The sequence below is a fragment of the Nocardioides nitrophenolicus genome (genome assembly GCF_016907515.1).
Classification (GTDB): domain Bacteria; phylum Actinomycetota; class Actinomycetes; order Propionibacteriales; family Nocardioidaceae; genus Nocardioides; species Nocardioides nitrophenolicus.
The window spans coordinates 371,947-396,769 of the sequence record NZ_JAFBBY010000001.1; the positions used below are offsets into that span (position 1 = coordinate 371,947).

21 protein-coding genes are annotated in these 24,823 nt (G+C 71.4%); 11 read left to right on the forward strand and 10 right to left on the reverse strand.

What is annotated here, in order from left to right; genetic code table 11:
* Positions 1-1,401 (forward strand): hypothetical protein, encoded by a 1,401-nt coding sequence (locus JOD66_RS01795; protein WP_204835244.1) that lies wholly within the window; start codon positions 1-3, stop codon positions 1,399-1,401.
* 7 nt (positions 1,402-1,408) lie between these two features.
* Here JOD66_RS01795 and trpD read toward each other — a convergent pair whose 3' ends face one another.
* Genes trpD through JOD66_RS01810 form a run of 3 tightly spaced genes read right to left on the reverse strand, consistent with a single transcriptional unit; the run spans position 1,409 to position 3,807 of the window.
* A complete protein-coding gene (gene trpD, locus JOD66_RS01800; RefSeq protein WP_204835245.1) occupies positions 1,409-2,434 on the reverse strand; it encodes an anthranilate phosphoribosyltransferase in 1,026 nt (341 codons plus the stop codon).
* 1 nt (position 2,435) lies between these two features.
* On the reverse strand, positions 2,436-2,837 hold the full coding sequence (locus JOD66_RS01805) for an Rv3143 family two-component system response regulator (protein ID WP_204835246.1): 402 nt from the start codon (positions 2,835-2,837) through the stop codon (positions 2,436-2,438).
* A 10-nt stretch (positions 2,838-2,847) separates the two neighbouring features.
* Positions 2,848-3,807, reverse strand: coding sequence for a cytochrome c oxidase assembly protein (locus JOD66_RS01810; RefSeq protein ID WP_307823237.1), 960 nt, complete (start codon positions 3,805-3,807; stop codon positions 2,848-2,850).
* A 113-nt stretch (positions 3,808-3,920) separates the two neighbouring features.
* Between JOD66_RS01810 and ctaE the strand changes: the two genes are divergently transcribed.
* Genes ctaE through qcrB form a run of 4 tightly spaced genes read left to right on the forward strand, consistent with a single transcriptional unit; the run spans position 3,921 to position 8,310 of the window.
* On the forward strand, positions 3,921-4,574 hold the full coding sequence (gene ctaE, locus JOD66_RS01815) for an aa3-type cytochrome oxidase subunit III (protein ID WP_204835247.1): 654 nt from the start codon (positions 3,921-3,923) through the stop codon (positions 4,572-4,574).
* Between the two features lie 58 nt (positions 4,575-4,632).
* Positions 4,633-5,508, forward strand: a complete 876-nt coding sequence (gene qcrC, locus JOD66_RS01820; protein WP_204835248.1) for a cytochrome bc1 complex diheme cytochrome c subunit — start codon at positions 4,633-4,635, stop codon at positions 5,506-5,508.
* Positions 5,505-6,605 carry a cytochrome bc1 complex Rieske iron-sulfur subunit gene (gene qcrA / locus JOD66_RS01825; RefSeq protein WP_204835249.1) on the forward strand — a complete coding sequence of 367 codons (1,101 nt, stop codon included), beginning with the start codon at positions 5,505-5,507 and terminating at the stop codon, positions 6,603-6,605. The genes qcrC and qcrA overlap by 4 nt, the downstream gene beginning before the upstream one ends.
* A gap of 1 nt (position 6,606) precedes the next feature.
* Complete coding sequence (gene qcrB, locus JOD66_RS01830; protein WP_239545026.1) at positions 6,607-8,310, forward strand: cytochrome bc1 complex cytochrome b subunit; 1,704 nt, start codon at positions 6,607-6,609, stop codon at positions 8,308-8,310.
* Positions 8,311-8,456: 146 nt separating this feature from the next.
* Here qcrB and JOD66_RS01835 read toward each other — a convergent pair whose 3' ends face one another.
* Complete coding sequence (locus tag JOD66_RS01835) at positions 8,457-9,767, reverse strand: hypothetical protein (protein ID WP_204835251.1); 1,311 nt, start codon at positions 9,765-9,767, stop codon at positions 8,457-8,459.
* The gene (locus JOD66_RS01840) at positions 9,764-11,074 is read right to left on the reverse strand and encodes a glycosyltransferase family protein (RefSeq protein ID WP_204835252.1); all 1,311 of its coding nucleotides are present in this window, start codon (positions 11,072-11,074) and stop codon (positions 9,764-9,766) included. The genes JOD66_RS01835 and JOD66_RS01840 overlap by 4 nt, the downstream gene beginning before the upstream one ends.
* A 150-nt stretch (positions 11,075-11,224) precedes the next feature.
* On the opposite strand from JOD66_RS01840, the gene JOD66_RS01845 reads away from it, so the two are divergent.
* The 4 genes from JOD66_RS01845 to JOD66_RS01860 all read left to right on the forward strand — a co-directional run bounded on the left by JOD66_RS01845 (position 11,225) and on the right by JOD66_RS01860 (position 17,992).
* Positions 11,225-12,214 (forward strand): glycosyltransferase family 2 protein, encoded by a 990-nt coding sequence (locus JOD66_RS01845; protein WP_307823238.1) that lies wholly within the window; start codon positions 11,225-11,227, stop codon positions 12,212-12,214.
* On the forward strand, positions 12,211-12,918 hold the full coding sequence (locus tag JOD66_RS01850) for an O-methyltransferase (RefSeq protein WP_204835253.1): 708 nt from the start codon (positions 12,211-12,213) through the stop codon (positions 12,916-12,918). The genes JOD66_RS01845 and JOD66_RS01850 overlap by 4 nt, the downstream gene beginning before the upstream one ends.
* Positions 12,915-13,790 carry a lysylphosphatidylglycerol synthase domain-containing protein gene (locus JOD66_RS01855; protein ID WP_204835254.1) on the forward strand — a complete coding sequence of 292 codons (876 nt, stop codon included), beginning with the start codon at positions 12,915-12,917 and terminating at the stop codon, positions 13,788-13,790. Before JOD66_RS01850 ends, JOD66_RS01855 begins: the two co-directional genes overlap by 4 nt.
* Before the next feature lie 92 nt (positions 13,791-13,882).
* The gene (locus JOD66_RS01860; RefSeq protein ID WP_204835255.1) at positions 13,883-17,992 is read left to right on the forward strand and encodes a DUF4962 domain-containing protein; all 4,110 of its coding nucleotides are present in this window, start codon (positions 13,883-13,885) and stop codon (positions 17,990-17,992) included.
* Between the two features lie 18 nt (positions 17,993-18,010).
* Here JOD66_RS01860 and JOD66_RS01865 read toward each other — a convergent pair whose 3' ends face one another.
* The 4 genes from JOD66_RS01865 to ctaC all read right to left on the reverse strand — a co-directional run bounded on the left by JOD66_RS01865 (position 18,011) and on the right by ctaC (position 22,305).
* Positions 18,011-19,225: a L,D-transpeptidase gene (locus tag JOD66_RS01865; protein WP_307823239.1), complete on the reverse strand. Its 1,215-nt coding sequence runs from the start codon at positions 19,223-19,225 to the stop codon at positions 18,011-18,013.
* 115 nt (positions 19,226-19,340) lie between these two features.
* The gene (locus JOD66_RS01870; protein ID WP_204835256.1) at positions 19,341-19,757 is read right to left on the reverse strand and encodes a cytochrome c oxidase subunit 4; all 417 of its coding nucleotides are present in this window, start codon (positions 19,755-19,757) and stop codon (positions 19,341-19,343) included.
* On the reverse strand, positions 19,757-21,445 hold the full coding sequence (ctaD, locus tag JOD66_RS01875) for an aa3-type cytochrome oxidase subunit I (RefSeq protein ID WP_443678733.1): 1,689 nt from the start codon (positions 21,443-21,445) through the stop codon (positions 19,757-19,759). Before ctaD ends, JOD66_RS01870 begins: the two co-directional genes overlap by 1 nt.
* Positions 21,442-22,305: an aa3-type cytochrome oxidase subunit II gene (gene ctaC / locus JOD66_RS01880; RefSeq protein ID WP_307823240.1), complete on the reverse strand. Its 864-nt coding sequence runs from the start codon at positions 22,303-22,305 to the stop codon at positions 21,442-21,444. Before ctaC ends, ctaD begins: the two co-directional genes overlap by 4 nt.
* A gap of 150 nt (positions 22,306-22,455) precedes the next feature.
* On the opposite strand from ctaC, the gene JOD66_RS01885 reads away from it, so the two are divergent.
* Both JOD66_RS01885 and JOD66_RS28890 read left to right on the forward strand, forming a co-directional pair.
* Positions 22,456-23,574 carry a cysteine desulfurase family protein gene (locus tag JOD66_RS01885; protein WP_204835257.1) on the forward strand — a complete coding sequence of 373 codons (1,119 nt, stop codon included), beginning with the start codon at positions 22,456-22,458 and terminating at the stop codon, positions 23,572-23,574.
* A complete protein-coding gene (locus tag JOD66_RS28890; protein ID WP_204835258.1) occupies positions 23,571-23,798 on the forward strand; it encodes a sulfurtransferase TusA family protein in 228 nt (75 codons plus the stop codon). The genes JOD66_RS01885 and JOD66_RS28890 overlap by 4 nt, the downstream gene beginning before the upstream one ends.
* A 19-nt stretch (positions 23,799-23,817) precedes the next feature.
* Here the strand turns inward: JOD66_RS28890 and JOD66_RS01895 are convergent, their stop codons facing one another.
* A complete protein-coding gene (locus JOD66_RS01895; RefSeq protein ID WP_205126203.1) occupies positions 23,818-24,753 on the reverse strand; it encodes a carbohydrate kinase family protein in 936 nt (311 codons plus the stop codon).
* Positions 24,754-24,823 lie beyond the last annotated feature (70 nt).

Sequence of the window (24,823 nt, forward strand, 5' to 3'; positions counted from 1 at the left end):
ATGGCCGGCCTGGCGCGGGGCGGGTCCCGGTTCCCCCTGCTCGCCCGGGCCTGCCCGCCGATCGCGGGGCTGCTGCTGGCCGCGCTCCTGCTCGCCCTGGCCCGGCGGCCGCTGCGCGCCTTCGACACCTACTTCCACCTGCGCTTCGGCGCGGAGTTCCTCGACGGCTGGTCGATCGCCCACCCGGGCCAGCTGAGCTCCGCGTCGAGTGCCGCATGGGTGCCCACCCAGTGGCTGCCACAGGTCGTCCTCGCCCGGCTCGACGAGGCCTATGGCCGCCCCGCCCTGGTGCTGGCCTTCGCGGTGCTCGTGGTCGGCTTCGTGTGCGCGACCTACCTGCTGCTCCGCCGCCACGCCGGTCCGGGCCTCGCGGTCGCCCTGAGCGCGGTCGTGGTGCTCGGGTGCCTGCCCAGTCTGTCGCTGCGCCCCCAGGTGCTGAGCTATCTCTTCCTGGTCGCCGTGCTGGCCGGCTGGGATCGCGCCCGCACCTCCGGCCGACCACCCTGGCTGCTGATCCCGCTCGGCTGGCTGTGGGCCACCTGCCACGGCATGTGGATCATCGGGGTGGCCGCCTGCCTGCTGCTCGCGGTGCTGGTGGTCGCGGAGCGCCGCCCGCAGCGTGCCCGGGCCCTGGCCCTGCTGGCGGTGCCGGCCGGGATGCTCCTCGCCGCGCTCGTGACGCCGGTCGGTCCACGGCTGCTGACCGCCGTGCTGCAGGTCAACGCGAGGGCCGACTACTTCGCCGAGTGGTCGGCGCCCGAGCTGGTGTCGCTCGGCGCGGCGCCGGTGACGGCGCTGGCCGCCCTGGCCGTGCTGCTGCTGGCCCGGCGCGCCGACGTGCGCCCCTACGACCTCGGCCTGCTGGCGATGGGCGGCGCCTTCGCCGTCTACTCCGGCCGCACCCTCCCCCTCGCCGTGGTCACCCTCGCGACGCTCGTGGCGGCCGAGCTCGCCCGCCGTCGCGACCGCCCCGCGGTGTCCCGCCCCGAGCTGGCCGTCGTGCTCGCCCTGGCGGCGGCCGTGGTGGCCATCGCCCCCGCCCAGACCGTCGTCGACGACCCCGCCGACCGAGTCCGGCCGTTCGCCGCACGCCTCGACGCCCTGCCCGCCGGGTCACGAGTGCTCACCGACTGGCCGACCGGCGGCATCCTGCTGTGGCTCACGCCCCGCCTCGACGTTCCGCTCCACGGCTACGGCGACGTCTACACCGACGCTGAGCTGCGGCGCTATGCCGACCTCGACCACCTCGCGCCGGGATGGGACCACACCCTCGCCCGGCTCGCGCCGCGGGTCGCGCTGCTGCCCGACGACGCGCCGCTGGCCTACGCCCTGCAGCACGTCGGCTGGTCGGTCGAGCAGCGCACCGACGAGCTGGTCCTGCTCGCCCCTCCGGCCGGCTGACGCCGACCTAGGCTCCGGCCGCCGCCACCCACCGCTCGAGCGTGGCCCGTGCGGCGCCGGAGTCGATCGCCTCGGCGGCGCGGGCGATGCCGGCCGCGAGCGCGTCGTCGTACGGCGCGTCGGGGGCGTCGTAGACCGCGAGCGCGGCGCCCGCGTTGAGCAGGACGGCGTCGCGCACCGGGCCGGTCCTGCCGTCGAGCAGCTCGCGGACCACGCCGGCATTGTGCTGGGCGTCGCCGCCGCGCAGGTCCTCGGCCGTCGCCGGTGCGATGCCGAAGGCGGTCGGGTCGACGACGAGCTCGCCGACCTCTCCGGCGTGCACCCGCCACAGCCGGGAGGTGGTGGTCGTGGTGAGCTCGTCGAGCCCGTCGTCACCACGGAACACCCAGGCGTCGACGCCGCGGCGGGCGAACACGCCGGCCATCACCGGCGCCAGCCGCGGGTCGGCGCACCCGATCGCCTGGGCGGCGGGGCGGGTGGGGTTGGCGAGCGGGCCGAGCGCGTTGAAGGCGGTGCCGATGCCGAGCTCCTTGCGGGGCACGGCGGCGTGCCGCATCGCCGGGTGGAAGGCGGCGGCGAAGCAGAAGGTGATCCCGGCCTCGTCGACCACCTCGGCCACCCGCGCGACCGGGAGGTCGAGCCGGACGCCGAGCGCCTCGAGGACGTCGGCGGTGCCGGCCTGGGAGGACGCGGAGCGGTTGCCGTGCTTGACCACGCGGGCGCCCGCGCCGGCGGCGACGATCGCCGACATGGTCGAGATGTTGACCGAGAACGAGCGGTCACCGCCCGTGCCGACGACGTCGAGCAGCCGGCCGGGGACCGAGATCGGGGTCATCACGGCGTACATCGCCTCGACCAGCCCGGTCAGCTCGTCGATCGACTCCCCCTTGGCGCGCAGCGCCACCACGAAGCCCGCGATCTGGGCGGGGGTGGCCTCGCCGGCGAGGATCTGTCCCATCGCCCAGGCCGCCTGGGCAGGGGTCAGGTCCTCCCCGGCGACGAGCGCACCGAGGACGTCGGGCCAGGTCGCCACGTCAGGCGGGGACGCGGGCGCGGAGCAGCGAGACGACCGCCTCCGCGAGCTGGATCGGGTCGAGCGGGTGCGGGACGGCGGCGTCGGCGCGGGACCAGGTCGCCAGCCAGGCGTCCTGCGGCCGCCCGGTGAGCACCACCAGCGGCGGGCAGTCGAGGATCTCGTCCTTGAGCTGCTTGGCGATGCCCATCCCGCCCGCGGGGACCGCCTCGCCGTCGAGGATGGCGAGGGCCAGGCCGCCGGCGTCCATGTTCTGGATGACCACCGGCTCGGTGGCGACCTCGACGTACTCGAGCTCCGGCAGGTCCGGGTGGGGACGGCGCCCCAGCGCCAGGATGACCTGCTCACGGGTGTGCACGTCGTCGCTGTAGACGAGCACCTTCAGAGTCTTGGGGGACGTCACCCGCGCGATGCTACTCGGAGGGTGCCGGGTCCGCGGGTGTGACCTCCGTCGCGGCGCGTTGGCCCTGGCGCTCGAGCCGGTCCAGCCGGCGGTCCTCCCGCTCGGCCTCCTTCATCGACGAGCGCACCCACTGGGCGAAGAGCACGACGAAGAACACCAGCCCGACCAGGTCCCCCGCGCCCCACAGGATCCCGCCGGCGAGCTTCTGGTCGTCGTAGGGATCCGGGAGCCACGCCCCGAGCGGACCGTCGTGGAGAGAGGGGTACCAGTCGCCGCCCAGCAGCGTGGACTGGCCCATGATCGTGACGCCGAGGAAGGCGTGGAAGGGCAGCGTCATCACGGTCAGCAGCACCCGGAAGGGGTGGCCGACCCGGCCGGGCAGCGGGTCCACGCCGACGATCGGCCAGAAGAACAGCGCGCCGACCACGACGAGGTGGACGTGCATCATCTCGTGGACGTACGTCGAGCGCAGCGACGCCTCGTACCAGCCGGAGAAGTAGAGCGCCCACGGCGAGATGACGTAGAGCCCGAAGGTGAGCGGCGGGAAGCCCAGCACCTTGGCCAGTCGGGAGTGCAGCAGCGCGAGCAGCCAGCCGCGCGGGCGGCGGGGCAGGGTGCGCAGCGCGAGCGTGACCGGCGCGCCCAAGGCCAGCGAGAGCGGCACGATCATCGACAGGATCATGTGCTGGACCATGTGCGCGCTGAGCAGCACCGTGTCGTAGGCCGCCAGCCCGGACGAGGTCGCAAGGTAGAAGGCGAGCATCCCGACGCCCCAAGCAAGGGTGCGCCCGACCGGCCAGTCGTCGCCCCGGCGGCGCAGCGTGAGCACGCCGACGACGTAGAGGCCGGTGGCCCAGACGGTGATGATCAGCGGCAGCGGCGCGATGCCCCACTGGGTGAGCAGCGCCCCCGCGTCGAACGGCGGCAGGCTCTCGACCCCCGCGCCCCCCGCTGACACCACCAGTCCCACCCGTCACCCCTCCACCGATCGGCCCCGTTTCAGGACCCGTTCGAGCGTAGGTCGTGGGTGGTGAGCACCCAGAACGGGGGGTCGGGATGCCGACGGGAAGCGTTACCGCCATAATGGCGACCGTGGCGATCTCAGCTTCGGCAACTCTCCCGGCCTCGCGCCTGCACGGCCAGCACGACCGACCCTCCATGGTCGCGGTCGGCACCATCATCTGGCTGTCCAGCGAGCTCATGTTCTTCGCGGCGCTGTTCGCGTCGTACTTCACGATCCGCTCGGTCTCGCCCGAGATGTGGGCCGACAACACCGCGCTGCTGAACGTGCCGTTCGCCTCGATCAACACCACGATCCTCGTGCTGTCGTCGTTCACCTGCCAGCTGGGCGTGTTCGCCGCCGAGCGCGGCCAGGTCTCGCGCGCGGGCTCGCTGCTCCAGGTCGGCAAGTGGGGCCTGCGCGAGTGGTTCATCGTGACCTACGTCATGGGCGCCATCTTCGTCGGCGGCCAGGCCCTCGAGTACGCCGAGCTGATCCACGAGGGCGTCACCATCCCCCATGACGCCTACGGCACGATGTTCTACCTGACCACCGGCTTCCACGGCATCCACGTGACCGGCGGTCTCATCGCCTTCCTCTTCGTCCTCGGCCGCACGTACGTCGCCAGGCGCTTCACGCACGAGCAGGCGGTCAGCGCGATCGTCGTCTCGTACTACTGGCACTTCGTCGACGTCGTGTGGATCGGTCTGTTCGCGACGATCTACCTGATCAAGTGACGCGACTGCCTCCGATGACGAAGAGCTGTTGGATCCTCCGGACTGACAAGGACTGAATGTGCGCCTTCTGAACCGTTCCGCCGGTCGACTCTCGCGGCACCGCCGCGGTCCGATCGCCGGACTCCTGGTGCTGGTCTGCGGCCTCCTGCTGACAGGTGGTCTCTACGCAGCGCTCGCGCCGGCCCAGGCCGACAACGACCAGGACGAGGCGGCGCTGGTCAAGGAGGGCCGTGAGCTCTTCCTGGTCGGCTGCGCGTTCTGCCACGGCCAGAACGGCGAGGGCGTCCTGACCCAGGGCGGCTCGCAGTACGGCCCTGCCCTGACCGACGTCGGCGCCGCCGCGGTCGACTTCCAGGTCAGCACCGGCCGCATGCCCATGGCCCAGCCCGGCGCCCAGGCCCCGCGCAAGGAGGCCGTCTACACCGAGGAGGAGACGGCTGCCCTGGCGGCGTACGTCGCCTCGCTCGGCACCGGTCCGGCCATCCCCGACAAGGAGCTCTACTCCACCGAGGGAATGAGCGAGAAGGAGATCGAGGAGCTCGTCGTCCGCGGCGGCCAGATCTTCCTCGCCAACTGCACGGCCTGCCACAACTTCGAGGGCTCCGGCGGCGCCATGCCGCGCGGCGGCTACGCGCCCAAGATCCGCGGCGTCGACTCCAAGCACATCTACGAGGCGATGCTGACCGGCCCCCAGTCGATGGACACCTTCTCCGACGGCAACATCCCGCCCGAGGACAAGAAGGCCGTCATCGCCTACCTCAACGAGCTGGACGAGGCCCCGAGCTACAGCGGCTTCACGCTCGGCAGCCTGGGCCCGGTGAGCGAGGGCATCATCGCCTGGGTCTTCGGCATCGGCCTCCTGGTCGGCTTCGCCGTCTGGATCGCGGCCCACACCACCCGCTCGAGCAAGAAGAAGGACGAGGCGGCAGCGTGACCGACGCACACGACAACCACCCCGACGCGAGCGGGGGCGAGCTCGCGGTCCCCATCGCGGACCCGGGCCTGCCCGAGCACCAGTGGCGGCCGACCGACGTCGACCCCGCCAAGGAGAAGCGCGCCGAGCGTCAGGTGGCCACCCTGTTCGGCCTCTCCGCGCTCGCGACGATCGCCTTCCTGGTCTCCTACTTCACCCTCGACATCGGTGACGACTGGCACATCATCGGCGGCTTCGGCGCGTCCACGATGGCGCTGGGCCTCTTCCTCGGCCTCGCACTGCTGTTCATCGGCGTCGGCATCATCCACTGGGCCCGCAAGCTCATGGCCGACCACGAGATCGCCGAGCTGCGGCACCCGGCGAAGTCCTCCGACGACGACCGCGAGGTCGCCGTCCAGGCGCTCAACGACGGCATCGCCGAGTCGGGCATCGGCCGCCGGCCCCTGATCCGCAACTCGCTGCTCGGCGCGGTGGGCCTGCTGGGCCTGCCGGCGGTGGTGCTGCTGCGCGACCTCGGTCCGCTGCCGGGCGACAAGCTCTACCACACGATCTGGGGCAAGGGGACCAAGGACAAGCCGATGCGCATCGTGCGCGACGGCATCTGGACCCCCATCCTCGCCTCGGACCTCGAGATCGGCGACCTGGTCAACTGCCAGCCCGACGCCCTGCACAACCCGGAGCGCTACGACATCGACCCGACCGAGGTCGAGGGCGTGAACCTCCAGATCCACAAGTCCAAGGCGTCGCTGATCCTGCTCCGGATGAACCCGGGCGACATCAAGCCGGGCAAGGACGCCAAGGGCGAGAGCCGGGCCAACTGGACGGTCAACGGCATCGTCGCCTACTCGAAGATCTGCACCCACGTCGGCTGCCCGATCTCGCTGAACGAGCGGACGACCCACCACCTGCTGTGCCCCTGCCACCAGTCCACCTTCGACCTCGCCGACTCCGGCAAGGTGGTGTTCGGCCCCGCCGGCCGGCCGCTGCCGCAGCTGCCGATCACGGTCGACGACGAGGGCTACCTGGTCGCACAGAGTGACTTCGACGAGCCCGTCGGCCCGAGCTTCTGGGAGCGTGACTACTATGACCGTTGGTGACATGAGCAAGGTCGCCACGACCAACGGCACGACGCCCGCCACCACCAAGGGTGGGAAGGCCGCCGGAGCCATCGCCAACTGGGCCGACGAGCGCCTCGGCCTCGGCTCGGCGATGAAGAAGAACATCCGCAAGGTCTTTCCGGACCACTGGTCGTTCATGCTCGGCGAGATCGCCCTGTGGAGCTTCGTCGTCGTCCTGCTGACCGGTGTCTTCCTGACCCTGTGGTTCGACCCGAGCATGACCGAGGTGCAGTACGACGGCGCCTACGACCCGCTGCGCGGCGTCCACATGTCGTCGGCGTACGCCTCCTCGCTCGACATCTCCTTCGACGTCCGTGGCGGTCTGCTCATGCGGCAGATGCACCACTGGGGCGCGATGATCTTCATCGCCTCGATGATGATCCACATGCTCCGCGTCTACCTGACCGGTGCGTTCCGCAAGCCGCGCGAGCTGAACTGGATCATCGGCTGCCTGCTGCTGCTGCTCGGCACGATCGAGGGCTTCACCGGCTACTCCCTCCCCGACGACCTGCTCTCCGGCACGGGCGTCCGGGCGGCCGACGGCTTCATGAAGGCCTCGCCGGTCATCGGCTCCTACATGTCGTTCTTCCTGTTCGGCGGCGAGTTCCCGGGTGACGCGATCATCCCGCGCTTCTACGCCATGCACATCCTGCTCATCCCGGGCCTGCTGCTCGCCCTGGTGGCCGCCCACATGCTGCTGCTCGTCTACCACAAGCACACCCAGTGGCCTGGTCCCGGCCGGACCGAGCAGAACGTCGTCGGTTACCCCATGCTCCCGGTCTACGCGGCCAAGGCGGGCGGCTTCTTCTTCATCGTCTTCGGCACCATCGCCACGATGGGCGGACTGTTCTCGATCAACGCGGTCTGGAAGTACGGCCCCTACGACCCGTCCAAGGTGACCGCGGGCTCGCAGCCCGACTGGTACATGGGCTGGCCCGACGGGCTGCTGCGCATCATCCCGGCCTGGGAGACCCACATCTGGGGCATCACCCTGTCCTGGAACGTGATGATCCCGATCCTGGTGATGCCGCCGCTGATGCTCATGATCCTGATGGCGCTGCCGTTCATCGAGTCCTGGATCACCGGCGACAAGCGGGAGCACCACCTGCTCCAGCGTCCGCGCAATGCTCCGACCCGGACCGCGATCATGGTCGCGCTGATGACCTTCTACGGCCTCTCCTGGGCCGCGGGCGGCAACGACATCATCGCGATCAAGCTGCACCTCAGCATCAACCAGATCACGTACTTCATGCGTGGCGCCGTGTTCATCGGCCCGGTCATCGCCTTCATCATCACTCGCCGCTGGTGCATCTCGCTCCAGCGTCACGACGAGGGCAAGCTGCTCCACGGCTACGAGACCGGTGTGCTGGTCCGCTCCCCCGAGGGTGGGTACGCCGAGAAGCACCTCCCCCTCCCCGAGGGCAAGGCCTACACGCTCACCGCCCGCGACGACGACCCGACGCCCGAGACGGTCGAGGAGATCGAGGCCTCCGGCGTCACCGGTCGCAGCGCGCGGCTGCGCAGGCTGCGGGCCAAGCTGGCCACGGTGTTCTTCGCGGACAACGTGCAGAAGCCCACGGCCGAGGAGCTGCACGAGGCTCAGCACCACGCGGAGCACGAGCTCCACGAGCTCGAGTCGCAGATCGCGGCCGGCCCCAACCGGCACGGTCCGACCGAGCACTGACCGCCTGATCGACACCCGAGGGGCCCAGCGGATCCATCCGCTGGGCCCCTCGTCGTACCCGGCAGCTGGGTCGCCCGGCGGGTGGATCGACGACCCGAATGCCGGGTGCGACGCGGGAACCCGGCCCGGTGGCCGTCGGTCCCGCCTCAGTCCCGCTTCAGGTCCGGGTCGGTCCACATCCGCCACACGACGATCCCGATGACCGCCGCGCCGCCGCTGACGAGCCCGACGAAGAGCGGCCGCTCGCCCAGCCACCACAGGTACTCGTTGCGGGTCCAGCGGTCGTCGGCGTCGGGGAAGAGCGCGGGGCTGCTCACGGCACCGGCGGCGAACACGGCGAGCTGGAGGACGGCGACCGGGGCGAACAGCCTCCGGGCCACCCGGCCCATCCGGTGCGCGCTGAGCGCCAGGGCGGGCGTCAGGCAGGCCAGCATCTCCAGCCCGATCCGGTAGCCGAAGAACGAGCCGCCCCCGGTGTAGCGGTTCAGCATCAGCTGGGCGAGCGTGTAGCCCGCTCCCCCGACCACCAGGGCCCGGGACCAGTCGGGGAGGTCCCGCCAGCCCCGGACCAGGGCGAAGCCGAGCACCAGGAGCAGCGGCGTCCACCACAGCATCCCCCGTCCGGGCGAGATCCACAGCCCGAGCTGGTTCACCACGTCGACGGGGCTCTGTTCGACGTTGGCGGTGAAGTCGCCGATCCGGTACGCCGCCGTCGGGCTCCACGTCCCGTACATCCAGTGCGACCACAGGCAGGTCAGCGCCAGCAGCGCCCCGCTGGTCATCGCGACCTTGGCCGCGATCGCGGGACTCCTGCGCCACCAGGCGAGGAGCAGCCCGACCACCGCGCAGATCACCGCTGCGTGTAAACGACCCCACAGCGTGATGCCGCCGAAGACGCCGACCAGCCACCAACGCTCCCGGTCGGCGGCCCAGGCCATTCCCATGATCCCGAAGACGGTCACCGTGTGCGGCCACATGCCGTCGGCCGCCACGCTCCACACCGGCGTGGTCAGGCCGAACAGCAGGGCCGCCAGCAGCGCCTCGCGTTGCGCCAGCCGGCGTCGGAGCACGACGTACAGCAGGGTGACGGCGGCGGCGGTGAGCACCGCGGCGGTCACGCTCGCCGGCACCGTGTCCATGTCGTGGAAGCCGAGCAGCCCGGCCAGCCGGTACGCCGGCACCGCGGCGGCGATCACCCCGGACGAGCGACCGATGACGTCGCGCCCGTCGGCCGCCTCGACGATCCAGATCTCCCGAGTGGGCCAGTTGTTCAGCTTCGGGAAGTCCGTCAGGTCCACGAACGGCGAGCCGGTCTCGGCGATGTGCCACGACGCCAGGTTCGCGGCGAAGACGTCGAAGCTCAGCGCCCGCCCCATGGTGGCGACATAGACGACCACCAGCGCCGCGAACAGCGCCGGCGCCGCCCAGCGCGCCGTGGAGGGATGTGGCCCGGTCACGACGCCCCGTCCTTCCTCCGCAGCTCGGGATCGTTCCACATCCGGACCACCACGGCGGCCAGCGCGGCGCAGGCGAGCAGCAGCGCGATCGAGTACGCCGGCTGGTCGGCCACCCGCGCGACCAGCTCGTTGCTGTCCCAGGTGCTGCTGATCCGGGGCGCCGTGTCGGGCCCGGCGAGGGCGCCGAAGCCGAACACCGCCGCCTGCGCGACGATGACGGGGACCAGCAGCCGCCGCCCGACCGTGCCGATCCGGGGCGTGCTCAGCGCCAGCGCGGGCGCCAGGCAGGCGAGCAGCTCGAGCCCGATCCGGTAGCCGAAGAAGGCCTCCCCGCCCTTGAAGGCGTTCAGCGCGAGCTGGACGGCGGTGTAGCCGACGCCACCGACCGCCAGCGCCCGCGACCAGTCCGGCAGGGCACGCCAGGACCGCACCAGCGCGGGCAGCAGCAGGACCAGGATCGGCGTCCAGACCAGCATGCCCCGGCCGGGCGACACGAGGAAGCCGGCCAGGTTGAGCCCGTCGAGGCCCTGGTCCTGGGCGATCGAGACGAACACGCCGACATCGTAGGCAGCGGTCGGGTCCCACCTGCCGTACATCCATTGCGTCCAGACCATCATCAGCCCCAGCATCGCCCCGCAGGCCGCACCGGTCTTCAGCAGCAGGTCGGGCCGGCGCCGCCACCAGGCCAGCAGCAGGCCCACGACCGCGCAGATCACGGCGGCATGCAGGCGTCCCCACAGGGCGACGCCGCCGAAGAGCCCGAGCAGCCACCAGCGTTCCCGCTCCGCCGCCCACGCCATCCCCAGGATGCCGAGCACCGTCAGCGTGTGCGGCCACACGCCGTCGGCGGCGACCGACCAGACCGGAGTGGTCAGGCCCAGCACGAGGGAGGCGGCCAGCGCGGGACGCTCGCCGAGGCGTTCTCGGAGTGCCAGGAAGAGCAGGGTGATCGCGATCGCCGTCAGCAGCGCGGCGGTCAGTCCGCCGGGCACGATGGACATTCCGCTCGCCCCGAACAGATGCGCCAGCGCGTACGCCGGGACGGCCGCCGCGACCGTGCCCGGGGCCCGGCCGACGACATCGCGCCCGTCGGCGCGCTGCACCACCCAGGTGGCTCGCAGGTCGTTGTCGGCGAGCGCGGGGAAGCGGTCCAGGTCGGTCAGGGGCGTCCCGGTGGTCCCGATGCTCCAGGAGGCGAGGTTCGCCGACCACACGTCGAGGCTGACCGCACCGCGGGAGGCCGTGACGCCGTACCCGACGGCGAGGACGGCGAGCAGCACCGCGGGGACCCAGGCACGTCGTGACACGCCCAGCATTCTCGGCGGCCGGCGGCTCGCGGGCCCGGCTAACCATGCAGGAATGTCCGATCGGCCATTTCTGCATGGTCCTGAGAGGTTTCCGGTGATCGACCGCGGTCGCCGGATCTACCCTGAGCGGGTCCGTCGGGACCATTCCCTGTGAGGTCGATCGTGAAGCTGGTCGTGCAGATCCCCTGCCTCAACGAGGAGGAGACCCTCCCCCTCGTGCTGGCGAGCATCCCACGCGAGATCCCCGGGATCAGCGACATCGTCGTCGTGGTGATCGACGACGGCTCCACCGACGCCACGGTCGAGGTGGCCCGCGCGTACGGCGTCGAGCACGTCGTACGGCATCGAGGCAACCAGGGCCTGGCCCGCTCGTTCACCGACGGCGTGAACTACGCGCTCAGCATCGGGGCCGACATCGTCGTCAACACCGACGGCGACAACCAGTACCCGCAGCACCGGATCCCGGACCTGGTGGCGCCGATCCTCGAGGGCCGGGCCGACATCGTGATCGCGGACCGGCAGACCGGGTCGATCGGTCACTTCTCCCCCACCAAGAAGCTCCTGCAGCGGGTCGGGAGCGCTGTGGTCAACCGGGCCGCCGGCACCGACCTGCCGGACGCGGCGAGCGGCTTCCGCGCCTACTCCCGCACCAGCCTGATCCGGCTCAACACCGTCACCCGGTTCTCCTACTGCATGGAGACGATCATCCAGGCGGGCTACAAGCGCCTCGCCATCGCGAGCGTGCCGATCGTCACCAACCCGAAGACCCGCGAGTCGCGGCTGTTCACCTCGACCCGGCAACACGTGCTGAAGTCGGCGGCGGCGATCATCCGCGCCTCGATCATGTACCGGCCCTACATGGTCTTCGGCTGGCTGGCCGCGCTCTTCGCGGTCGCGGGGCTGGTGCCCTACGCCCGCTATGCGGTGTTGATCGCGCTCGACGAGGACGGCGGCCACGTCCAGTCGCTCCTCGTCGGCGCCGCCCTGCTGCTGATGGCCTTCCTGAGCGTGATGCTCGGCATCCTGTCCGACCTGATCCGCACCAACCGCTCGCTGATCGAGACCGGGCTCGAGCACACCAAGGAGATCCGACTGGCCGCCCTGGCCGCAGACCCCGCTCCGGCCGGACGGGGCCGATGACGGCGAGGTCGGCGTACCTGCGGATCACCGGCGTCGCCGGCGGGCTGCTCGGCCGCATCGGGCTGCTCGGCCTGCTCGATCGGTGGGCGCCCCGGTCCCGTCTCGCCACCTGGCTCCGCTCGCTGTTCGCGATCTACGACCTGGAGGGACTCAGCGGCCTCGACGTGCCGTGGTGGACCTTCGCCTCCGCGGACCTCGTCGACGCCCACCTGGCCGCGCGGCCGGGCGCCCGGGTCTTCGAGTGGGGATCGGGCGCGTCCACGCTGTGGCTGGCCCGGCGCGCGGCCGGCGTCCACTCCGTGGAGCACGACGGCGCCTGGGCGGACCGGCTCCGCGCCGTGCTGCCCGCGCACGTCGAGCTCACCCTGGTCCCGCCCGTCGCGAGCACGCGACCGGAGGTGGGCTCGCGGAAGAAGGGCCACCAGGGGCTCGACTTCACCGACTACGTGAGCGCGATCGACGCGACCGAGGGTGTCTACGACGTCATCGTGGTCGACGGGCGGGCCCGGGAGGCCTGCCTCGACCACGCCCTGCACCGGCTCGCGCCGGACGGTCTGCTCGTGTTCGACAACGTCGACCGGCGCCGCTACCGCGACGCCATCGACCGGCTCGGCGCCCAGGTGACGGTCACCACCACCCGCGGTCTCACCCCGGCACTCCCCTACCCGACCCGGACCGCGTTGCTCCGCCGGGCGACCTCGTGACCCGGGCCCGGGCACTCGACCTGGTCCGCGCCGGCTTCGTTCTCGTCGCACTGGGCTGCGCGGCATGGGGCTTCCACGGCCGCTGGGGCGAGATCGCCGACGCCGCCGGCCGGGTGGGCCCCGGCCGGCTGGTCGCCGGCTGGCTGCTCGCCACAGCCGGGCTGTGCCTCACCGCCGTGCTCTGGCGGCACTGCCTGCGGTGGGCCGGCAGCGAGCTGGCGGTCCCGGCCGCCGCCCGGGTCTTCTTCGTCGGCCAGCTCGGCAAGTACATCCCGGGCTCGATCTGGAACTTCGCCGCCCAGGCACAGCTCGGCCGGCCGCTCGGCGTACCGGCCCGGGCGAGCCTCACCGCCTCCGGGGTCTTCCTCCTGGTCCACACCCTCACCGGCGCGGCCGCCGGCGCCGCCCTGGTCGCCGCCGGCCCGCTGGACGCGCCCGGCCCCCGGTGGGTCTGGGCCCTCTCGGCCGCGGCCGCCCTCGCCGCTCTCGCCGTCCTGGCCGCGGGCTCCCGCGGCCGGCTCGCCGTGCGGGGCCGCGACCTCGCCGGCGCGGTCGGGCTCATGGGCCTGGTCTGGACGGCGTACGGCGCCGCGCTGCTCGCGCTGCTCCCCACGCTCGGCCCCACCGACCTGCCCCTGGCGGTCGGGGTGTTCGCCCTCGGCCACGTCGCGGGCGTCATCGTCGTGTTCGCACCCGCCGGGCTCGGCGCCCGCGAGGCGACGATGATCGCCCTGCTCGCCCCGGCTGTCGGGTTCGGTGCCGCCACCGCGGCCGCGCTGCTGGTCCGGATCGTGCACACGGTGGCCGACCTCGTCCTCGCCGCAGCCTCCTGGTCGGCCTCGAACCGGGGTCAGAACGGACAAATTTCGTAGTCCTCCCGGACTATTCGACCTGGGAAAGGCGTCCCTGCTCCCGCGATCCGACCTACTGTGGGCGCGCTCACAGCACCACCCAAGGGGGAACCGTGCCACTGCCCGCTCCGCTCACTCGCCTCGCCGTCGCGGGCGCGCTCGCGCTGACCGGGGTGCTGGTGGCGACCCCGACCGCCACGGCGGCGCTGGACGCTCCCACCCAGGTGACGGCCGACATCAGCGCGGGCAGTGCGCAGATCAGCTGGAACCGGGTCGCCGGGGCGACCGGCTACCAGGTGCAGGTCGACGACAACGAGGACTTCTCCTCGACGCTGGTCAGCGTCACGACCGTGAACGACAGCTATGTCACGCCGAGCCAGATGCCCGTCGGGACGCTGTATGTCCGGGTCCAGGCCACCGGTGGTCCGTGGAGTGCCACCGTGAGCCAGCAGCGCGGCATCCTGGCCGCACCGAGCGCACCCCTGCCTGCCAGCGGCACGACGCTGACCGCCGGCTCCGCCCCGTCCCTCACCTGGAACGCCGTGGCGGGCGCGTCGAGCTACCAGGTCCGGATCGCCACCACGGACTCCTCGGAGTGCGAAACGGCCCAGGTGAAGACCGGCGGCTGGACGAGCGAGTCCACCCGGTTCGTCCTGCGGGACCGGGTGCTCGCCCCGGGCCAGCCCTACTACTGGTGCGTGCGCGCGACGCTGCCCAACAGCGTGTTCTCCGAGTGGACGTCGCCGCGGCTGTTCGACCTGGCCAACCTCGGCGCGCCCGCGCTGGTGAGCCCGGGGAACGGCGCCACCAGCCTGAACGGCGACGTCACCTTGGACTGGGACCCGAAGCCAGGCGCCGCGACGTACCAGGTCCAGGTCGGCTGGGACGAGCAGTTCAGCACGGGAGTCCGGGTCGACACCACGATCACCGCCACCCGGTGGAGCCCCAACCCCAACGTGCTCGACAACCGCACCTGGTACTGGCGGGTGCGCGCCAAGGACGCCAACGGCAATCCGCACCACTGGTCGAACGTCCGCCACTTCGTCCGGAGCTGGACCGACCAGCCGGTCCTGCAGTGGCCGCTGGACGACGCCGCCGAGCCCACGGCCGACATGTACTACGAGTGGCGCGCCGTACGCCGCGCCGACTACTACACCCTGCAGACGGCCTGGGACGCGGACTTCACGATCGGTCGCAAGGAGTGCCGCTCCTCCCACACCACCTACGTCGGCGAGTGCGGCGGCAACCCGAACGGCTGGACCTACTGGCGGGTCCTGGCCAACGAGGACGACACCCTCGGGATCAACGCCAGCGGCAACACCTACACCCACACCACCCAGACCGAGGTCGGCTCGGCCCAGGTCCGGCGCTACCAGTCCGTGATCGCCCGCCCCACCAAGGTGAGCCCCGCGGCCAACGCCACCCTCGCCGCCGGCCAGGTCCCCACGCTGACCTGGAACCCGGTCACCTTCGCCGCGACCTACCAGGTCAAGATCACCAACCTCGGCAACGGCGACGAGATCACGAAGACGACGGCGACCACCGCCTTCACCCCGCGCGCGCTGCTCGACCCCGGCACCTATGCCTGGGACGTGGTCCCGCGGACGATCGACGGCGTCGCGATCGGCTATCTCGAGCTGTCCGCCCAGCGCCGGTTCACGGTCAGCGCCTATGCGGCCGACGGACCCGTGGCCGGGGCACCGGCGCTGCTGACCGACGGTGTCGACGGGTACCGCGCGCCGACGCTGGCCTGGCAGCCCGTCACCGGCGCGACGAAGTACGTCGTGCGGGTCCGCCCCCAGGGCGACAGCGCCTGGCAGCAGATCTCCGACACCTTCGCCTACCCGGCCGGCCAGGACAACACGACCTCCTTCGCCGCGCCCGGCACCTACGAGTGGAAGGTCCTGCCGTCCGCCGGAAGCACGCCCCTGGCCGAGAGCTCCGTCGGCACCTTCACCGTCAAGCCGCTCTACGACCCGGACGCGCCGACGGCGATGAGCTACGGCGACTGGCTCGCCGGCACCGAGATCACCGCGGCGCTCAGTGGCAACACGATGTACGGCAACGCGGGCGACACCGCCGACCGCTGCGAGCTGACGACCGCGACGACCGGCTGCACCGACCTGCGCCAGACGCCGATCCTTCGCTGGCGGCCCCGCGACACGGCGGCCGAGAACCCGAACATCGCGTTCTACAAGCTGTCCCTGTACGCCGACCAGGCGCGCACCACCACGGTCCCCGGCTACAAGGACATCGTGGTGCGCCGCCACGCCTGGATGCCGGTCGTTCCGCTCGCGGACGCCCAAGCCGGCCAGGCAGGCAGCACGTCGGCGTACTGGGTGCAGCTGATCCCCTGCGGCTACACCGCCTGCGCCACCGCCGCCAGCGTCGACCCCACGATCAACGCCCCGCTGGCGCACGCCTTCAACAAGTCGTACGACAAGGCGGTCACGGTCTCACCCACCAACGGCGCCACCGTGCCGATCACCGACACCGCCGCGGCCAACGACCTCGTCTTCGAGTGGAAGGACATGCTCGAGGCCCAGGCCCAGGCGCTCCCCGGCGGCACCTCGCTCGGCAACAGCCACGCCGACACCGAGGCAGTGAAGTACCAGCTCAGCTACAGCCGGCTCGAGAACTTCTCGAACGCGGTGACAGTGAGCGTCGACCACACCTACTACACCCCGCCGGCCCCCCTGAGCGACGGCGACGTGTACTGGAAGGTGCGGGCGATCGACGACGACGGCAAACCGCTCAACTGGAGCGACACCGCTCAGTTCACGATCACCTCCCCCACGACCACCGGCCTGACCCCGTCGGCCGCCGCCTCCACCGTGAGCGGCAGGCAGGCGCTGACCTGGGACTACGCGCCCTATGCGCCGACCTACGTGCTCGAGGTCTACGCCGGCGGCATCCCCCAGGGCACCAGCACCACGGACCGCAAGGTCAGGGAGACCGTCTACGGCACCTCGTGGACGCCGACGAGCAGCCTGCTCACCGCCGGGCTCTACACCTGGCGGGTGCGCGGCATCGACGCCAACGACAACCAGATGCGGTGGAGCGAGTGGGCCCAGTTCACCGTCTCGCCGGACTCGCCCGCCCAGAACCTCCCGGCAGCCGGAGCGAACATCGCGCCCCAGGACCTGCTGATGAGCTGGGGCCCGGTCGAGGGCGCCAGCCAGTACAAGGTCGAGTGGCGAGTCGCCAACAGCACCACCGTCTCCTCGCAGACCACCACCGGTCTCGCCTGGGCGCCGACCGGTGCGCTCGGGACGGCCGGCACCTGGGAGTGGCGGGTGACCGGCTACCGCGGCAGCACGCCCTGGGGCTCGGCCACCGCCTGGCGCACCTTCCAGGTGGCGCTCAAGCCGACCGCGACCACCGCCGTCAGCATCCCCACCAGCAGCACGGTCGGCGCACCGTTGACCCTCACGCCGCCCGTCTGGGACTTCGGGGACGTCGCCGACACGACCTACCAGTGGTTCCGGGGCAGTACGGCGATCCCCGGCGCCACCGGGAAGACCTACGTCGTGACGGCCGACGACTTCGGCAAGGCCCTCAAGGTGGTCGCCACACTCCAGGTCGCCGGCTACCAGGACGGGGTGTCCACCAGCGGCACGGTCACCCCGGGTGCGGTCGCGGCGCCCAGCGTCGTCACCGCCCCGGTCGTCGGCGGGGACCCGCGGGTCGGCGGCAGCCTCAGCGTCACCACGGGAGCCGTGTGGAGCAATGGCGCCACGACCACCTACCAGTGGCTGCGCGACGGCAAGACGATCAGCGGCAAGACCGGCGAGACCTACGCCGTCCAGTCGGCCGATGCCGGTCACACCGTCTCGGTCCGGGCGACCGGGCGACTCGCCGGCCACGCGGACGGCGTGACCGAGTCCAACCGCGTCTCGGTGGCCCCCGCCGCGAACACCAAGGTATCGACCAGCACCACCCTCACCCGCTCCGCCGCGAAGCTGCGCCGGGGCAAGAAGGTGACCCTCACGGCCGTGGTGACGGCCGCCGGCCGTACCGGGCTCGGGACGGTCACGATCGAGATCGTCATCCCGCGCAAGTCCGGCGTGAAGACGAAGACCATCACCCTGAACGGCGCCAACACCGGCGTCACCAAGATCAAGCTCAAGGTGAAGGGCAAGTACAAGTTCCGCGCGGTCTACAAGGGGATGACCAACACGACCGGCTCCAGCTCGGCCTGGGTGACGGTCAAGGCGCGCTGAGCCGACGGGCTCCGCGACTCAGCTCAGCGCGGAGCCCGCGACGTAGTCGTTCCACGCGACGTTCCAGTCGCCCCAGCCGTTGCCGGGCTCCATCGGGCGGTCGGTGCCGACGTACTCGACGACGTCGCCGCGGCGGGTCATGGAGTAGAGCCAGGCGGCGTTGTCGGTGCTCATGCCGGTGCAGCCGTGGGAGACGTTGGCGCGGCCCTGGGAGCCGACGGACCAGGGCGCCGCGTGGATGAACTCGCCGGAGCTGGTCAGCCGCATCGCCCACTTGACGTCGTCGATGTCGTAGGCCTCGGCGGAGCCGCGGGCGATGCCGACGGTCTCGGAGTTCATCCGCTTCTGGGCGTACTTCTCCATGATGACCTTGACGCCCGAGCGCGTGGTGAAGCCGGCCTTGCCGGTCGTGATCGGCAGCGTGCGCAGCAGCTTGCCGTTCTCGAAGACCTTCATCTGGTGGGTGCGGGCGTTGACCTTGTAGACGTGGGCGGCGCCGATCTCGAAGTCGACCTTGCGGTCCTCCTGGCCGTAGATGCCGCCGCCGGCGCTGACGCCGTTGACGGCGACGTCGACGCTGACCTTGGTGCCGGCCTGCCAGTAGGCCTCGGGGCGCCAGTGCGCCTCGGTGCTGCTGACCCAGTGCCACGAGCCGGGCTGCGCGGGCGTGGAGGTGACGCTCATGTGCTTCTCGAAGCTGGCCTGGTCGGTGACCGGGACGTCGAAGGTGACGATCACGGGCATGCCGACGCCGACCGTCTCGCCCTGCAGCGGCGCCACCGAGGCGTAGGTCTGCTGGCTCAGGCTCAGCGCCTGGGTGGTGAAGGTCGACACGCTCCGGACCTCCTTGCCGTCACCGTTGCGGGCCACCGCCCGCACCCGGTAGCGGGTGTCGGGCTCGAGGCCGCCGGAGGACACCCAGCGGGTGCCGTCGGCGCGCAGCTCGCCCTGGACGCGGCCGGCCTTGGACTTGACCACGACGGTGGTGAGGGTGCCCTTCTCGGCCTTGACCCGGACCACCTTGTCGACGGGTACGCCGGACGCCTGGTCCTCGACGTTGGTCGTCACGATCGCCTCGGAGGCCGCCGCGGCGGTGGTCTCGTCGGCCGCCGGGTCGTCGCCGCCCGGCACGAACCCGGAGCCGTCGCAGGCGGCGGCGACGAGCGCGACGGCCGCCAGGACGGCGGCGGCGCGCAGCGCGCGCGATCGGGAGCGTGTCAACGGGGAAGGCACGCACCGAGGGTACCTGCCAGGACCGACGAATCCGGGCTGGAGAGCACGTCGGCGGTGTCACACCGTGAGGTGGGACACCGCCGACGAGGGGCTGAGCGCGGCTCAGCGGGGTCGATCAGTGGGCGTAGACGCCGCGGTAGTACTCGAAGATCCAGCCGCTCAGCGCGATCGCGCCGAGCACGAAGGCGATGATGAGCAGCCACCAGGCGAGGACGGCCAGCGCGAACACGATCAGGCTGAGCGTCAGCGCGCACCACAGCGGCCACCACGAGTAGGGCGGGAAGAAGCCCAGCTCGCCCGCGCCGTCGGCGATCTCGCCGTCCTTGAGGTCCTCCGGACGGGCGTCCATCCGGTTGGCGTGGAACCCGAGGTAGAGCGTGACCATGGCACACAGCAGCGTGGTCATCACCAGGGCGGAGGTGCCGGTCCAGTCGGCGCCGTGGTCACTTCCGTCGGTGATGAACCAGTAGGCAGGGCTGACCAGGACCAGGAAGACCGTGGTCACGCCGAAGATCCATGCTTCGACCTTCATCAGGCGTCGACCTCCTTGGCGCCGGCGCCCGCGGCGACCGGCTCGTCGTACATCTCGATGGCGGCGATCTCCGGGTGGTGGAGGTCGAACGCCGGCGACTCCGAGCGGATCCGCGGGATCGAGTGGAAGTTGTGACGCGGCGGCGGGCAGCTCGTGGCCCACTCCAGCGACCGGCCCCAGCCCCACGGGTCGTCGGTGTTGACGAGCGGGCCCTTGCGGGAGACGTAGACGTTGTAGAAGAACGGCAGCATCGAGGAGGCCAGGATGAAGGCGCCGATCGTCGAGACCTGGTTGAGGGCGGTGAAGCCGTCGCGCGGCAGGTAGTCGGCGTAGCGCCGCGACATGCCCTCGATGCCGAGCCAGTGCTGGACCAGGAAGGTGGTGTGGAAGCCGATGAACAGCAGCCAGAAGTGGATCTTGCCGAGCCGCTCGTCGAGCATCCGACCGGTGAGCTTGGGCCACCAGAAGTAGAAGCCGGCGAACATCGCGAAGACGACCGTGCCGAACACCGTGTAGTGGAAGTGGGCCACCACGAAGTAGGAGTCGGAGACGTGGAAGTCGAGCGGCGGGCTGGCCAGGATGATGCCGGTCAGGCCACCGAACAGGAAGGTCGTGAGGAAGCCGATCGACCAGAGCATGGGGGTGTCCATGCGCACTGATCCGCCCCACATCGTGCCGATCCAGTTGAAGAACTTCACACCCGTGGGCACGGCGATCAGGAAGGTCATGCCGGAGAAGAACGGCAGGTTGACCGCTCCGGTGACGAACATGTGGTGGGCCCACACCGCCACCGAGAGGATCGCGATGCCGAGCGTCGCGCCGACCAGGCCGACGTAGCCGAAGATCGGCTTGCGGCTGAAGACCGGGAGGATCTCGGAGATGATGCCGAAGAACGGCAGCGCGATGATGTAGACCTCGGGATGGCCGAAGAACCAGAAGAGGTGCTGCCACAGGATCGCTCCACCATGGGAGGAGTCGAAGACGTGGGCGCCGAGCTGGCGGTCGGCCTCGAGGGAGAGCAGCGCGCCGGCGAGGATCGGGAAGGCGACCAGCACCAGGATCGCGGTGATCAGCACGGTCCACACGAAGATCGGCATCCGGAACATGGTCATGCCGGGGGCCCGCATGCAGATGATCGTGGTGATGAAGTTGACCGCGCCCAGGATGGTGCCGAGACCGGCCATCCACAGGCCCATGATCCACAGGTCGCCACCGACGCCGGGGCTGTTGACCGAGTCGGACAGCGGCGTGTAGGCGAACCAGCCGAAGGAGGCGGCGCCACCCGGGGTGAGGAAGCCGGCGCCGACGATCAGGCCGCCGAACAGGTAGAGCCAGTAGCTGAACATGTTCAGCCGCGGGAACGCGACGTCGGGCGCGCCGATCTGGAGCGGCATGATCGCGTTGCCGAAGCCGAAGAACAGCGGCGTCGCGAACAGCAGCAGCATGATCGTGCCGTGCATGGTGAAGAGCTGGTTGTAGAGCTCCTCGTTGACGATCTGGCTGCCGGGGTAGGCGAGCTCGGACCGGATGAGCAGCGCCATGATGCCGCCGGCCATGAACCAGGCGAGCGCGGTACCGAAGTACAGGTTGCCGATCAGCTTGTGATCGGTGGTCGTCATGATGCGGACGAGCTGCTGGCCGAGCGGCTTGCGCTGGCTGAGGTCCGCGGAACGCGCGAGCGTGGTCACTCGTGCTCCCCCTCGTCATCGTTGATGGGCTGCGAGGCGTACTTGCCGCCCACGACCGGCTCGTCGGAGACGTGGTCGGGGTTCTCGGCGAGCTGGGCCAGGTAGGCCTCGTAGTCGGCCTCGGAGACGACCTTCACGTTGAAGAGCATCCGCGAGTGGTAGACGCCGCAGAGCTCGTAGCACTTGCCGTCGTAGTCGCCGATCTCGGTCGGCGTGACCTGGTAGGAGTTCTCGTTGCCCGGCACGACGTCCATGCGCATCGCGAAGGCCGGGATGCCGAAGTTGTGGATCACGTCGGGGCTGCGCAGCTGGAACTCGATCGTCTTGTCGACCGGGATGACCAGGTCGGGGATGTCCTCGCCGGTGCCCGAGACGTAGACGTTGCGGCCCTCGTAGGGCTGGTTGAACGTCCACTGCCACTTCTGGCCCACGACCGTCACGACCACGTCGGGGTTGGGGTCGTGCTCGAGCGCGATGTTCTGCACCCGCACGGTCTGCGAGAAGAACGCGATGACCATGATGACCGGGAAGATCGTGTAGAAGATCTCGATCGGCAGGTTGTAGCGCGTCTGCACCGGGACCTCGTCGTCGCTGCGACGCCGGAACCAGATCGGGACGCCGATGATGAGCGCCCACGTGATGACGCCGGTCACCAGCGCGGCGATCCAGGCGCCCTGCCACAGGTGCAGGATGTGCTCACCCTGCACCGTCGTGATCTCCGGCATGCCGAACCGCTCCCACTGGGTGTCGGTCGAGCAGCCGGACAGCGCGAGCGCGAGTACGACGAATCCGGCGAGCGGGGTCGCGCGACGGAATCGTCGCTGCGCGCCACGCGTGCGCTCGGGGTGCCACCAGCCCACGAACGAGCCTTCCTCTCGAGGGTCAGAACCACTGCGAACACTAGCGGAGAGCGACCCCGGTCGGGTGGCGGGGTGGGTCTTCCGGGACCTGTGAGGCGTGGCACCACCGCGGGACGAGCCTACGAGGCGCGCTCAACTAGGGTCGGAGCCGTGAGCAGCACCTCCGAGGTCTACCTCGACTCGGCCTCCTCCGCCCCGCTCCACCCCGCGGCGCGCGCCACCCTGCTGGCCGCCCTCGACCGCGGGTACGGCGACCCGCGCCGGCTCCACGCGACGGGGCGCGACGCGCGGCTGCTGCTCGACAACGCCCGCGCGGTCGTGGCGCAGTGCCTCGGCGCGCGGCCCGACGAGGTGGGCTTCACCGCCTCGGGGACCGACGCGGTGCACCGGGGCCTGCTCGGGCTGACCGCGGCGACGGGCCGCGACGGCATCGTCCACGGCGCCGTCGAGCACTCCTCGGTGCTCCACGCCGCCGCCTGGCGGCCCTCCCCCGCTCACGCGGCGGTCGGGGTCGACGCGACCGGCCGGGTGGACCCGGCCGCGCTCGGCGCCGCGGCGGCGCGGCCCGGCGTGGGCGCGGTGGCGCTCCAGGCCGCCAACCAGGAGGTGGGGACGCTGCAGCCGGTCGACGAGCTCGACCTCCCCGCCGGCGTACCACTGCTCGTGGACGCGGCCGCCGCCGTCGGACACGTGCCGCTCCCCCGGCCCTGGGACGCCCTGACCGCCTCCGCCCACAAGTGGGGCGGCCCGGCCGGGGTCGGGATCCTGGCCGTCCGCCGTGGCACCCGCTGGGTCAACCCGTTCCCCGGCGACGACGGCCTCGACCAGCTCGGCGGCTTCCCCGACGTGCCCGCCGCGCTGGCGGCCGCCGCGGCACTGCAGGCCGTGCTGGCCGAGCGCGAGGAGGTGGCGGCGCGCCAGCACGCCCTGGTCGACCGGATCCGGGCGGCGGCGGCCGCGCTGCCCGACACCGAGGTCGTCGGCGACCCGGTGGCCCGGCTCCCCCACCTGGTGACCTTCTCCTGCCTCTACGTCGGCGGCGACGAGATCGTGACCGCGCTGGCCCGCCGCGGCTTCGGGGTCGCCAGCGGGTCGGCCTGCACCGCCTCGACCCTCGAGCCCAGCCACGTGCTCGCCGCCATGGGCGCGCTCACCCACGGCAACGTGCGGGTCTCCCTGGGCCGCGAGACCACCGCCGAGCAGGTCGAGGCATTCTGCGCGGCCCTCGCCGAGGAGGTCACCCGGATCCGGTCGGAGGCCGGGCTGTGACCGTCGAGCTCGACTGCCGCGACCTGCCCTGTCCGCGCCCGATCATCGAGCTCGCCAAGGCGCTGCCCTCGGTACCGGTCGGCGAGCTGCTCGCGGTCGTCGCCCGCGACCCGGCCGCACGCCACGACGTGCCTGCGTGGTGCCGGATGCGTGGTCAGGAGTACGTCGGCGAGCAGGTCGCCGACGACGGCGCACCCCGGTACGTCGTGCGCCGGGTCAGCTGACCGGAGCGATCGGCCCGGCTCAGACGCCGAGGTGCTTGGCGACCTCGTCGGCGGCCTCGTCGCCGTACGACTCCCGGATCCGGGACACGAACTGCGGGTGGGTGAAGTCGTACTCCTGGGTGCCGACCGTCTCGACCACGTAGGCCGCCAGCACGCAGCCGACCTGGGCGGCGCGCTCGAGCGAGCTGCCCCAGGACAGGGCGGCGAGGAAGCCGCCGCGGAAGGCGTCGCCGACGCCCGTCGGCTCGACCGCGGCCACGTCCTTGGCCGCGGGGACCTCGAACGAGGTCCCGTCCCTGCTGGTGACCCGGACACCGTCCTTGCCGAGCGTGGTGACCTGCAGGCCGACCCGGGCGAGCACCTCCTCGGCGCTCCAGCCGGTCTTCTTCTCGATGACGTGCGACTCGTACTCGTTGGAGAACAGGATCGCGGCGCCGTCGATCAGGTCGCGGATCAGGTCGCCCTCGGCGAAGGCGAGCTGCTGGGAGCAGTCGGCGATGAAGGCGTAGTCGCGCTGGCGGCACTCCTCGGTGTGGCGCTTCATCGCGTCGGGGTCGTCGGCGCCGATGAGGACGTACGTCGGCGCGCCGACCCGCTCCACGATCGGGAGCAGCTCGATCTGGCTGGCCTCGCTCATCGCGCCCGGGTAGAAGGACGCGAACTGGGCCATCGTGGTGTCGGTCGTGCACACGAAGCGGGCGGTGTGCTTGCTCTCGGAGATGTGCACCGAGTCGCAGTCGACGCCGTTGCGCTCGAGCCAGGAGCGGTAGTCGGCGAAGTCCTCGCCGGCCGCGCCCACGAGCACCGGGCGCAGGCCGAGCCGGGCCAGGCCGAAGCACATGTTGGGAGCGACGCCGCCGCGCCGGATCTCGAGGTCGTTGACCAGGAAGGACACCGACAGCTTGTCGAGCTGCTCGACCACGAGCGAGTCGGCGAACTTGCCACCGAAGGTCATCAGGTGGTCGGTGGCGATCGAGCCGGCGATGAGCAGGGAGCCCGTGGGTGCAGTCACGATACGGAAGGTT

Bases quoted from the DNA above. Each gene is read 5' to 3' on its own strand.
- JOD66_RS01795 (WP_204835244.1), top strand. From the start codon at position 1: ATGGCCGGCCTGGCGCGGGGCGGGTCCCGGTTCCCCCTGCTCGCCCGG.
- ctaE (WP_204835247.1), top strand. From the start codon at position 3,921: ATGGCGACCGTGGCGATCTCAGCTTCGGCAACTCTCCCGGCCTCGCGC.
- qcrB (WP_239545026.1), top strand. From the start codon at position 6,607: ATGAGCAAGGTCGCCACGACCAACGGCACGACGCCCGCCACCACCAAG.
- JOD66_RS01850 (WP_204835253.1), top strand. From the start codon at position 12,211: ATGACGGCGAGGTCGGCGTACCTGCGGATCACCGGCGTCGCCGGCGGG.
- JOD66_RS01870 (WP_204835256.1), bottom strand. From the start codon at position 19,757: ATGAAGGTCGAAGCATGGATCTTCGGCGTGACCACGGTCTTCCTGGTC.
- JOD66_RS01895 (WP_205126203.1), bottom strand. From the start codon at position 24,753: ATGACCTTCGGTGGCAAGTTCGCCGACTCGCTCGTGGTCGAGCAGCTC.